General features: G+C 36.4%; 11 protein-coding genes. 5 read left to right on the forward strand and 6 right to left on the reverse strand.

The features are described from left to right. Positions 1-14: 14 nt before the first annotated feature. Together AB1278_RS04890 and AB1278_RS04895 are read right to left on the reverse strand one after the other, a co-directional pair. Positions 15-548 (reverse strand): NADPH-dependent FMN reductase, encoded by a 534-nt coding sequence (locus tag AB1278_RS04890; protein WP_429812777.1) that lies wholly within the window; start codon positions 546-548, stop codon positions 15-17. Between the two features lie 10 nt (positions 549-558). Then, positions 559-1,437 carry a NifU family protein gene (locus tag AB1278_RS04895; protein ID WP_062676215.1) on the reverse strand — a complete coding sequence of 293 codons (879 nt, stop codon included), beginning with the start codon at positions 1,435-1,437 and terminating at the stop codon, positions 559-561. A 156-nt stretch (positions 1,438-1,593) separates the two neighbouring features. On the opposite strand from AB1278_RS04895, the gene AB1278_RS04900 reads away from it, so the two are divergent. Then, positions 1,594-2,130 carry a gamma carbonic anhydrase family protein gene (locus tag AB1278_RS04900; protein ID WP_034694954.1) on the forward strand — a complete coding sequence of 179 codons (537 nt, stop codon included), beginning with the start codon at positions 1,594-1,596 and terminating at the stop codon, positions 2,128-2,130. A gap of 267 nt (positions 2,131-2,397) precedes the next feature. Here the strand turns inward: AB1278_RS04900 and AB1278_RS04905 are convergent, their stop codons facing one another. Beyond that, positions 2,398-2,850: a hypothetical protein gene (locus tag AB1278_RS04905; protein WP_277695490.1), complete on the reverse strand. Its 453-nt coding sequence runs from the start codon at positions 2,848-2,850 to the stop codon at positions 2,398-2,400. An 82-nt stretch (positions 2,851-2,932) separates the two neighbouring features. On the opposite strand from AB1278_RS04905, the gene AB1278_RS04910 reads away from it, so the two are divergent. Then, positions 2,933-5,059 carry a helix-turn-helix domain-containing protein gene (locus AB1278_RS04910; protein WP_429812781.1) on the forward strand — a complete coding sequence of 709 codons (2,127 nt, stop codon included), beginning with the start codon at positions 2,933-2,935 and terminating at the stop codon, positions 5,057-5,059. A gap of 36 nt (positions 5,060-5,095) precedes the next feature. Here the strand turns inward: AB1278_RS04910 and AB1278_RS04915 are convergent, their stop codons facing one another. Next, positions 5,096-5,944: a M12 family metallopeptidase gene (locus tag AB1278_RS04915; protein ID WP_202841240.1), complete on the reverse strand. Its 849-nt coding sequence runs from the start codon at positions 5,942-5,944 to the stop codon at positions 5,096-5,098. 261 nt (positions 5,945-6,205) lie between these two features. Here AB1278_RS04915 and AB1278_RS04920 point away from each other — a divergent pair, with 261 nt between their 5' ends. The 3 genes from AB1278_RS04920 (at position 6,206) to AB1278_RS04930 (ending at position 9,084) form a co-directional block, all read left to right on the forward strand. Beyond that, a complete protein-coding gene (locus tag AB1278_RS04920) occupies positions 6,206-7,210 on the forward strand; it encodes an LLM class flavin-dependent oxidoreductase (RefSeq protein ID WP_062676211.1) in 1,005 nt (334 codons plus the stop codon). Between the two features lie 68 nt (positions 7,211-7,278). Further along, on the forward strand, positions 7,279-8,400 hold the full coding sequence (gene ribB / locus AB1278_RS04925; protein ID WP_137905592.1) for a 3,4-dihydroxy-2-butanone-4-phosphate synthase: 1,122 nt from the start codon (positions 7,279-7,281) through the stop codon (positions 8,398-8,400). 102 nt (positions 8,401-8,502) lie between these two features. Then, on the forward strand, positions 8,503-9,084 hold the full coding sequence (locus AB1278_RS04930; RefSeq protein WP_411413488.1) for a Crp/Fnr family transcriptional regulator: 582 nt from the start codon (positions 8,503-8,505) through the stop codon (positions 9,082-9,084). Positions 9,085-9,164: 80 nt separating this feature from the next. Here AB1278_RS04930 and fmt read toward each other — a convergent pair whose 3' ends face one another. Continuing rightward, the gene (gene fmt / locus AB1278_RS04935) at positions 9,165-10,112 is read right to left on the reverse strand and encodes a methionyl-tRNA formyltransferase (RefSeq protein ID WP_202841235.1); all 948 of its coding nucleotides are present in this window, start codon (positions 10,110-10,112) and stop codon (positions 9,165-9,167) included. Between the two features lie 147 nt (positions 10,113-10,259). Continuing rightward, entirely contained in the window at positions 10,260-12,167 is a 1,908-nt protein-coding gene (locus AB1278_RS04940; protein ID WP_202841233.1) for a RecQ family ATP-dependent DNA helicase, read from the reverse strand. Positions 12,168-12,214: the final 47 nt, after the last annotated feature.

The raw sequence follows: 12,214 nt of genomic DNA on the forward strand, positions 1-12,214 counted from the left end.
ATTCTAAATTTTAATTATGAAACAGAGGTTCTAAAATCTGTTACTAATTTTGATACTTTGGCAAAGGTATTACTTTCCAGTAAGCCATTGCCGTCAAATTTACCTTTTATCCCTTTTATTAATGCCTGATGTTTATCATCTGTTATAGCTCCAAGAGTCTTTAAAATTAATAATAACTCTTCGTGACCTCTTTCTCCACTGGCAGAAGCGGTAATCACAGCAACAGGTTTTTCAGAAAATACCGTTGTGGAAACACACCACTCCAACAGATTTTTTACTCTTCCCGGGATACTGAAAATATATTCCGGTGTAGAAAATATCACCCCTGCTGAACGGTTAATATCCTCTCTGATCTTCAGAACTTCTTCAGGAGTATGATCATCAGTTAATGCGGTATCAAAATGCGGAAGAACAGAAAGGTCAGCATACAACTGAAAATCTGTATTTGCGTTGTCTGTTTTTTCCAGCACCTGTTCCATCAGTTTCTGATTGCTGGAATTTGCCGAAGCACTTCCAATAATCACGACAATTTTTTTTCCGGGAGGCATTTCGGCAGTTTTATCCGTTTACAGCTTCCACTCTTTCTACTAAGTCCGGAACGAATTGTTTTAAGATATTTTCAATTCCGTTTTTCAAAGTAGCAGTAGAGCTTGGGCAGCCGGAGCACGCACCCTGTAGAAGCATTTTTGCTGTTTTATTTTCCTGATCGTATTCCATCAGAGAAATTTTTCCACCATCATTTTCTACGGCAGGAGCTACATATTCATTTAAAATGTCAGAAATTTTCTGCTCATCCTCTGTATAATCTCTGTTGATAATTTTCTCAACTGGGTTTTCGTGTTTCTGAGGTTCGATTTTTGAAATTTCACCTCCGTTCTGAAGATATTCGGCAATAAGTGCACGAACAGTCATCATCACCTGGTGCCATTCTACAGAATTATCTCTCGTAACAGCTACAAAGTTGTCTGAAATGAAAACTTCCGTTGCAAAATCAAACTCTTTAAAGATAGCCTGTGCTAAAGGAACTTCTTCAGCCGCTTCTTTCGATTTTACTTCCACAAAACCATCCATCAGTAGTTTGCTCGAAACAAACTTCATTACATTTGGATTCGGAGTCATTTCAGCATAGATCTGATACATTTCTTTTTTCTTTTGAAGATAAATTCTAGGGTTAGCCAGTAATTCATCCTCAATTACATTTTTCAGACTTTCAGCGACATGTTCCCATTCTATGGTATCCTGTTTTGCTACTGCTACAAAATTAGCGGTAATGAAAACTCTTTCCACAAAAGGATAATTGAAAAGTTCCTGTGCCAGAGGAATTTCCGAAATATCTGAATTTCTGTCCAGTTCTAAAGACCCTGGGATGAGGTTGTAATCTGCTACAAATTTCATCACTTTTGGGTTTTCAGTTGGTTCTATAAGTACGGTACGCATTTTTTCGTTAAATTTGAGATACAAAAATACGCATTAGAAGTTAGAAGCTGAAAATTGAGAGTTAGATTTTTGCTATCACTGTAATTTAGAAGTTAGATATCAGAAAAGATAGTGTAATTTTCAATTGGGCACATTTTTACATTTCAAATAAATATTATGGCACTAATAAAACAGCTTTTAGGAAAAGCACCACAGATCGGAGAGAATACTTTCTTAGCAGAAACAGCAACTATTATTGGCGATGTTACAATGGGAAAAGACTGCAGTGTCTGGTATAATGCAGTGATCAGAGGTGATGTTCACTATATCAAAATGGGAGACAAGGTAAATGTTCAGGATAATGCAATGCTGCACTGTACGTATCAGAAATATCCTTTGAATATCGGGAACAATGTTTCCATAGGACATAACGCGATTGTTCATGGATGTACCATTAAAGATAATGTATTGATCGGAATGGGAGCTATTGTGATGGATGATTGTCTGGTAGAAGAAAACTCCATTGTAGGAGCAGGTTCTGTAGTGACTCAGGGAACGCACATTAAATCCGGAGAAGTCTGGGGAGGAGTTCCTGCAAGAAAAATAAAAGATATCAATGCTCAGTTACTGGAAGGAGAAGTGAACAGAATTGCAGATAACTATGTGAAATATTCATCATGGTATAAGGAAAATGTGAAGGATCATCAATTTTAGAATGTCAAGTGAATAGTGAATAATGAATAGTCAATTCGCTGTGCTTGTCAATTTTTGCGATCAGAATTCACCATTCACTTGCGAAGCAAAATTCACTTATTGACTATAAAATAGTGAAAGGTCAATGGTCAATTCGCTGTGCTTGTCAATTATTTTTGGCATCCATTTGCGAAGCAAAATTCACCATTGATCTATTTAAAAATAAATATAAAAGCTCTGTTCTGAAACAGAGCTTTTTCGATTTGATATAGAACCTTTGCTTTATTGTTAATTATTATCCGGTGTAATAAGTCTGATCTTGCCATTGACACATTTGAGTGATGTAGGTGGCTCGATCATCATACAGTCAGACGTAATATTATACTTTTCATTAAAAGCTTTCACTTTATCCGTATACTCATTCACCCTTGGTAAGAAAGTCGCTTCTATTTTCTTAGGGTAGGCAATGTATTGCTGAGGTCCACCGCAGGCTTTTGATCCCATAGGAGCAAATGCCCATTGGCTGGCATCCGTACATTTTTCTCCTGATACTTCAGATTCAATAGAAGCTTTTAATCTATCCAGCTGTGCCTGTTCATATTTCTGACTTTCCTCGTCAGCAGGTCTGTCAGCAATATCAATAGGAAGATTGGTATTGGCACTCTTTGATGTATTACACGAAACTAAAGTTAATGTAGTACACAATACTATTGCCGGGATATGAAAGAATAATTTTTTCACAATAAACTTTTTTCTTTTTAAGAATTTTCAAAACTTATGCCAAGGTAAGAAATTCAAATTCATTTCCGTATTTTTGACGAAGATGAATAATCATTTTTTTGACTTAATAGAATATACGAACAGAAGCGTTTTTTTAACCGGGAAAGCCGGAACAGGAAAGACGACATTTCTTAATGATTTTGTAAGGCGTACAAAGAAAAAGCATATTGTAGTGGCTCCCACGGGAATTGCTGCCATTAATGCTGGAGGAGTAACCATCCATTCCATGTTTGGGCTGCCGTTGAGAACCTTTCTTCCTACTACAGAAAGGATAGATACCAGTTTGGCCAATAATATTGCCGATCTGATGCCTCATTTCAAATACCGTAAAGATAAGCTGAAGCTTCTGAGAGAGGTTGAAATCATTATTATTGATGAGGTTTCAATGTTGAGGGCTGATGTTCTGGATATGATGGATTTTTCTTTGAGATTTATCAGAAGGAATAATCAGAGATTTGGAGGGGTACAGATGCTTTTTATCGGGGATTTGTTTCAGCTTCCTCCGGTGGTAAGGGATGAGCATATCCTGAAAATGTATTACAATTCACCCTTCTTTTTTGACAGCCATGCCATTAAGGAAATTCCTATTGTTACAATTGAACTGACGAAAGTATACAGACAATCTGACGAAGAGTTTCTGGAAATTCTGAATGCAATCCGTGACGGCGATGTGGATAATATAGACTTTGATCATCTCAATGAAAGGTATGATCCTGACTTTGATATGGGAAAAGAATCCTATGTATATCTGTGTTCTCACAACAAAATGGCAGATGAAATCAATCAGGAAAAACTGGCAGAAATAAAAGTTGATCCTCAGGTGTATGAAGCTAAGCTGGTAGGGGATTTTAAAGAAAATCAATTTCCGAACGAACAGTTTTTAGAACTGAAAACAGGAGCTCAGATCATGTTTATCCGAAATGATATTTCCGGTGAGAAGAAATATTTTAACGGAAAGCTGGGCGAGATCATCGGATTGGATGAAAATGAAATCCGTGTTGTACTGGATGAAAGTGAAAGAGAAATTGTTGTCAAAAGAGAAACCTGGGAACAGAAAAAATATTTTCTTGATACTGATAAAAATATCCAGGAAGAAGTGTTGGGAAGTTTCGAGCAGTTTCCTATCAAATTAGCATGGGCGGTTACGATTCATAAAAGTCAGGGATTAACGTTTGATAAAGTGATTATTGATGCAGGAAAGAGTTTTACTGCCGGTCAGGTCTATGTAGCTTTATCCCGCTGCAGAACTTTGGAAGGAATTGTTTTAAAATCAAAAATTACCCCTGAAGTTATTTTCAAGGATAACAGAATTTTGCATTTCCACACAGATACGATTGCCAATGACCATGTAGAAGCTATTTTAAATCAGGAAAAATATGATTACAGCATCAGAAAAGTATTGCGTACGTTAGATTGTACATGGTTTTTAAAGGAAGTGGAGGAGTGGAATAACCTTTCCATTGTCACCAAGAATATAGACCACGTCAAAACCAAACAGCTTTATCTTCAGTTAAAACATGAAGCAGTAAATCTTGGAAAAATCTTTGAGAAACTGGAACGTATTATTTTTCAGAAAGTCAATAGTTTTATTGAACAGAAAGAAGAATGGTCCGAGATTGAAAGCAAATCAAAAGGTGCGGTTAATTTCTTTTTTACAGAAACCAGAAATAAGATTTTCGATCCTTTGAAAGAATTTTATGCTGAAATAAAAGGAGCGAAAGGTTTAAAACAATATAATGAAGAATTTAAAAGCTGGCTGGAAGACATTGAAGAATATCTGAACAGTCTGAAAGATATTCACTTACTTGAAACTAAACTTTTAGATGAAAAGAATGATAAGGAAATCAATCTGAAAATTGCTAAAGTTCCGTCACAGGTTTTAACTTTCCAGCTGTTTGAGCAGGGAAAAACGATCGGAGAAATTGCCTTGGAAAGAGGGCTGGTGAAAGAAACCGTTATTGGGCATCTTGCCAAATTTGCCGAACAAGGCTTGCTGGATATTTCCCGAGTCATTACTTCGGATAAAATTAAGGCTTTTGAAGATGAATTCTATAAAAATCCACATGAAACATTAACCGAGTGGAAGAATGCACTGCCAAGCCATTTTGAATTTAACGAAATCAGGATTTTAATCAATCATTATAATTATAAAAAAGAAAAGAACTCATAAGAGTTCTTTTTTTATGGAGAGACGATTCTTAAAAATTTAAGGATACATCGCATTGATGGTATTGATATCTCCGGTAGTAAATCCGGTTCTGGTATAAGTAAAATTGCTGTTGTCAGCTCTGGTAATCGTAGGCAGCCCGTTTCTGGAATATGAGGTCGGCCAATACATCATCACAGAATTAATATTAAACGGGCCTATATCTGTTCCGGAATTATAGATGTTGAAATTATAAGATTGTCCATTTTGAATATTGTTCCACAGAATCTTTACATATTGATCTCTGTCTTTACGCGTATGTTCATGATAAAGTCCTACCGTATGCCCCATTTCATGAATCACTGAACCTACAGAAATGTACTGATCCAAAGAAATGGTTTGTTTTCCACCCTGATATCCGATATGAGCCCAGCCATCAGATCCTGATGAGCTTCCGAAAATAAATTCCACATAATTAGCCTGGTTGGTACGGTAGATCCACTGTGTATTCGTTTTATTATTGTACTCGCTGATGGCAGAGTTGATTTTGTTAACATTGATGGAACCCATATTGCCGGCAATAGTATAATAAATTTTACCATTCGGCCATCTTGAATAGCTTGCACCGCCTTTATTAACTTCATTACCTTCTGATAATTGTTTGTCGGTAAGAACAATATCTCCCTGGAAAAAATTCATTCCGTTTTTTCTTTCATAGGTAATTTCCTGGCCGTTCAATTGTCCTTTTTTTACATTGTCTGCGTTGAAGGCATTGGTTTGAGCTTCAGAAGTAATTTCTTCATTGTTTTTGCTACAAGACGAAAATATTGCAGCAATAAGAAAACTCATAAAGACAGTTTTTCCTGTCAACATCTGCTTATAAAACAGGCTGTTTGTTTTTTTGTTCATATTAAAATTTTTAAAAATTTGGTATACGAATATAATAAATATATCTCTTTTTGTTGAATTATTTTTGTTAAAATATGTTTTTTAATATGATTATTTAATTTTAAGATCACATAGGTAAAACGATGTAAGCAAAATTTTCATTCCAATAGTTTTTCCCTGAACTGAGCAATTGTTTTTATTAATTACAAAAAGTAACTAATGCAGTTTTTATGTTTTAAATTTGCCTTGTTTTTCAGATTAAAGAAAAATTAACATCATAACATGAAAAATTTTGAAATTTCTGTTTTAGATCTTGCCCCGGTAAAGCAAGGTAAAAGCATTCATGATACTTTTCAGGACAGCTTATCACTAGCTAATCACGCTGAAAATTTAAATTATAAAAGATTCTGGCTGGCAGAACACCACAATATGGAAAGTATTGCAAGCTCTGCAACTTCTGTTTTAATTGGTTTCATTGCCAATGGAACGAAAACAATCAGAGTAGGTTCAGGAGGAATTATGCTTCCTAACCACAGTTCTCTGATCATTGCAGAACAATTTGGTACTCTGGAATCTCTGTTTCCGGGAAGGATTGACCTTGGATTAGGAAGAGCTCCGGGAACAGATGGCTTGACAGCACAAGCGTTGGGAAGGAATCCAGCCATCATCAATGAACAGTTTCCAAGACAGATCCTCGAACTTCAAAGATATTTTTCAAAAGAAAATTCAGAGGCGATGGTTCGTGCCATTCCGGGAGAAGGATTGGATATTCCACTATATATTCTGGGGTCAAGTACAGACAGTGCATGGCTGGCTGCAGAACTAGGGCTGCCTTATGCATTTGCGGGACATTTTGCACCTGAGCAGATGGAAATGGCTTTTAAAATATACAGAGAACATTTCGAACCGTCAAAATATCTGGATAAACCTTATATCATTGCGTGTGTAAATGGGGTAGCGGCTGAAACTTCTGAGGAAGCTCATAAAATTTCCACCACTTTATTCCAGGCATTCATCAATATTGTAAGAAACGACAGAAAACCTTTTGCTCCACCGGTGGATGATATGGATGAAATCTGGTCGCCAATGGAAAAATCTATGGTTTTACAGAAACTGAGATATACTTTTATCGGAGATAAGGCTGAAGTTCAGGAAAAGCTTAAAGATTTCCAGGAAAGATTCCAGGTGGATGAACTGATGATCAATTCACATATCTACGATCATCAGAAAAGATTGAGATCTTACGAGATTTTCAGAGAGGCTGCAGACTCTTTATCCAAAGCGTAATAAACCATACATAATTAATTGGCAGATGCTTATTTTTATGAGTATCTTTGCACAAATAAAAAGTAAAAATGTCCGATATTAAATTAAATACTATTCCAGAGGCTATCGAAGACCTTAGAAATGGTAAAATAATCATAGTAGTAGATGATGAAGACAGAGAAAATGAAGGTGATTTTCTTTGCGCGGCAGAACTGACAACGCCGGAAATTATCAATTTTATGGCTCTTCACGGAAGAGGGCTGATCTGTATGCCGCTTCCTGAAAAAAGATGTGATGAACTTGGACTTGAAGTGATGGTAAGCAGAAGCAGCGATCCTAAGGAAACTGCTTTCACCGTATCAGTTGACCTTCTGGGTAACGGAACATCTACCGGAATTTCTGCAAGTGACAGAGCAAAAACAATTTTGGCACTGATGGATGAAAAATCCAAGCCTACAGACTTTATGAGACCTGGCCACATTTTCCCGCTTCGCGCAAGAAAAGGCGGGGTATTGAAAAGAGCCGGACATACTGAAGCTGCTATCGATCTCACCAATTTAGCAGGGTTGAAAGAAGGAGGAGTGATCTGCGAGATCATGAATGAAGATGGTACAATGTCCCGTCTGCCGGAACTTCACGCTTTTGCGCAAAAACACGATATGAAAATCGTTTCTATCGAAGACCTGATCCATTATCAGCTTAAAAAAGGAAATCTTGTAGAAAGACTTGAAGAGAAAAAAGTAAAAACACATTACGGTGATTTTGATTTTTATGCTTTCAGAGAAACTTCCAATGACCAGATCCACTTTGCGCTGACAAAAGGATCATGGACAGTAGATGAGCCTGTTTTGGTAAGAGTACAGTCTTCAGATTCTTATTTCGATGTATTGACAAGATTAAATAATGGGGAGAAACCCCTTTTGGAAAAAGTAACCAATATGGTTAATGAGGCTGGAAAAGGAGCTATTATTTTCATCAACAATGTTTCTAATTCTGAAAATACATTGAGAAAACTTCAGCAGTTCCTGAACTATCAGGACGGTCAGGAGCAGCATCCTACACTGGCCTACAACTACAGAGATTATGGAATCGGAACGCAGATCCTTAAGAATTTAGGAATCAACAAGTTTAAAGTAATCACTCAAAACCCTAATATCAAACCTCAGGTTGGAGGATATGATGTAGAGGTTACGGAGATGGTACAACTATAAAAAATGAATGGTCAATAGTGAATTGTTTTCACATTAATTGACTGTTTGTAATATAAAATATAAGGTTTAGGATTTTTCTAAACCTTTTTTATTTTTTAAACCATGACTGAATCTTTAAAAAAACATATCCGGGGCTATATTGAAATTTCAGATGAAAAGCTGGAGAAATACTGCAGTGCTTTCAGTTTAAGGAAAATCAAGAAAAAAGAATTCCTCTTAAAAGAAGGTGAAATTTGCGAATTTGAAGGGTTTGTCGTTAGCGGATGTTTTAAAGTTTTTCATACCCATCATAATGCAGCCGAACAGATATTGTATTTTGGAATTGAAAACTGGTGGATCTCCGATATTGATAGTTTTGTAAACCGTATTCCCTCAAAACTCAATATTCAGGCGCTTGAGGATAGTGAAATCCTTCTTATTCCCAAAAAAGACAAAGAAAAACTGTATACTGAAATGCCGGAGATTGAAAGATTAATGAGGCTTAAATTTCAAAAATCAATTATTGCACTACAGCGTAGAATTATTGATAATCTAAGCAAGCCTTCTGATGAACGTTATGTTGAGTTTTTAAAAGATTATCCACAGACAGCCAACCGTTTAACGAATATTCAGATTGCAGCATATCTGGGAGTAACTCCGGAATTTATAAGCAGAATCCGAAAGAAAATTGTCAGTAAAAGCTGATGACCGAAAAAAATAAAAAGTCCCGAAAGTTTATTGGTACATGTTTTCGGGACTTTTTCTATGTTTGATAATAGTCTATTTTAGCTTAATGTAATTCCGTCAAAGTTTCGGAAGCCATTCAGAAAATCTTTTACCATCATTCTTTTTTTACCTTCCAGTTGAAGTTCAAGAGGGTAGTAGATCCCGTCCTGAGTGTAAATTTTAAATTCATTTTTTGAAATATCCAGCGTTCCGGCTGGTTTTCCGTGATCAGAAAGTTCAAATTTACCCCCGAATATTTTTAATCCTTTTTCTTCGTTGTCAATCTTTAAAGTAGTGAAGGCTGCAGGATAAGGAGACATTCCCAGAATAAACTGATGAATAGTTTTTGAAGGCTGTTCCCAATTAATCCTCGTATCTTCCTTGAAAATTTTATAAGCATTTTTAGGATGTTCTACATGGGGCTGAGGTTTTTCTTCAATAGCATTTTCGGCAAGACCATCCAATGTCTTAACCACAAGGCCTGAGCCCATTTCCATGAGTCGGTCATGAAGGCTTCCTGCATTTTCATCCGGTAAAATTTCCATTTCCTGCTGAAGAAGAATATTTCCTTCGTCAATTTTTTCATTAATAAAGAATGTAGTTGCTCCGGTTTTTTCTTCTCCGTTGATTACAGCATAATTGATGGGTGCAGCACCTCTGTAATCAGGAAGCAGTGAAGCATGAAGATTGAAAGTTCCCATTTTAGGCATCTCAAAAAGCACTTTAGGCATCATTCTGAAGGCAACCACTACAAAAACATCAGCATCCAGTTTCCTAAGTTCTTCCAGGAATTCAGGGTTTCTCAACTTTTCTGGCTGAAAAACAGGAATATTATTTTCTTCTGCATAGATTTTTACCGGTGACTGGTGAATTTTCTGTCCGCGTCCGCTTGCCTTATCAGCTACAGTTACAACACCTACTACCTGATGGTGAGATTGGTGGATGGCCTCCAAAGAGGTTTTTGCAAACTCAGGAGTTCCTAAAAAAACGACTTTCAATGATTTCATAATGCAAAGATAAGTTTTTGATCTGAGAGTCGGAAAATATCAGGGTTTGAAGGTAGGAGAGTTTTAGAGTATGAGCTTTGAGATTTAGGCAGGTTGAGGGTCATAATATTTATCAATCATTGCTCATTGCTCATTGCATATTACTCATTACTCATGATTCAGCGCATACGTTCTGAAATTCAGCATTCTTACCTTTCCTGAATCCAAAAGAAAAATCAGATTCTCCAGTATATTTTCTTTGGAATGATAGCTGAGCTGGATAGACAGTTCTTCAATAGTAGCCGATTTTTTAGCTAATAAATTAATGATCTGCTGGGAAATATTTTTCCCAAAGATAGACTGCTTATTTTTTTCGCAGACAGAGCACTGTCCACAGTTTTTTGAATTTTTTTCACCAAAGTAAGCAAGAATTAGTTTCATTTTACAGTAGTCGTTATTTTCTACGTAAAACTTCATCTCTTCCCATTTCTGGATTTTATTCCTCTGAATATGTTCAAATAATTTCCAGTAAGCGCTGTTCACAGCTCTTTCATCACGGGGTTTGAGGAATTTAATACTGGCTAATGCTCCGTCAATATATTCAAGGTAATTCTTTTGCTGCAGCTCTTTCAGACGTTCCTTGATTAAAGGAACACTGATATTGATTTTGTTGCTGACCTGCTGTTCGCTGAACATAACTTTGTGCGTAGTAATTCCTGATATGGTACGGAAAAGGAGTTCTATGAAATGGCCATCTTTTTGTGGCAACTGGTCAATCTCATCAGCTTTAATAAAAAGTTCGAGCGAAGACAGACTTTTGTTATCATTGTAGTAAACAATTTCCTGATTGTGCAGAAAATTGAGTACATTGTTGATCTTGGCCTTCGATAGTTTTGTAAAATTCTGTATACTGAGATGATTCAGTTGAAATGTCTTTTCCGGAAGTTCAAATTCAGCTACCTGAAAAATAGAGTAGAGATAACTAACGATTTTCAAAAACTCAGCTTTGTTGGGAGTCTGGTTTTTTAAAACCTGATCAAAATTCAATAGTTCCTGTTTGTTCCAGAGCATGAAGGCAAAACTGTCTTTGCCATCTCTTCCGGCTCTTCCGATTTCCTGATAATAGTTTTCAAGGGATGCAGCGGGAGAATAATGAATGACAAAACGGACATTATCTTTGTCAATACCCATTCCAAAGGCATTGGTAGAAATAAGAACGTGATTGTCACTGTTATTCCAAAGATTCTGTCTTGCATTCTTTTCTTTGGTTGTGAGACCGGCATGAAAATAATCTACATTTTTCAGTTGATTTTTCTTTAGAAATTCTGCCAGCAGTTCAGCTTCTTTTCTTGTTCTTACGTAAACAATTCCGGAATCATTGCTGTATTTTAGAATATCAAAAACACGTTGAAATTTATCAGATACTTCATCTGTAAAGATTTTAATATTCTCTCTTTTGAAACTCTTTTGAAAAACAAAAGGATTTTTCAGTTCCAGTTTATTTTTAATTTCTTCCAGCACTTTCGGAGTTGCAGTTGCAGTCAAGGCAAGGCAGGGAATCTCCGGGTTATTATTTCTGAATCCTTTTATATTCTGGTAGCTGGGCCTGAAATCCTGTCCCCATTCTGAAATACAGTGTGCTTCATCAACGGCAATGAAGGATAGCTGTATTTCTTCCATATTTTGAATAAACTGAGTATTGGTAAGCCTTTCAGGAGAAACATAGAGCAGCTTGGTAAGTCCTTCTTTACAGCGGTCATAAATGGCTTCAGCATCATATTCATCCAATTCGGAGGAAAGATATTCTGCTTCTATACCACGCGCTTTAAGCTGATTAACCTGGTCTTTCATCAATGCCAGCAAAGGAGAAACAACAAGGCAGGTTCCTTCTTTCAGTAAGGCTGGTAATTGATAACATAAAGACTTTCCTGCTCCTGTAGGTAAGAGAACCAGGGTGTCTTTTTCATTGATTACAGCATTGATAATTTCTTCCTGAGAATCTCTGAAGTCGGTATAACCCCAGAAATACTTAAGAGTATCATATTTTAGCTTTTGAAAATCCTGCGGAGAAATCATGTTGTAAAAATAAGGAAAGAATTAGGACAAAAAAAGTCACGCAGGGC

This window comes from Chryseobacterium sp. NRRL B-14798, from assembly GCF_050470705.1.
In the GTDB taxonomy this organism is placed as follows: Bacteria; Bacteroidota; Bacteroidia; order Flavobacteriales; family Weeksellaceae; genus Chryseobacterium; species Chryseobacterium cupriresistens.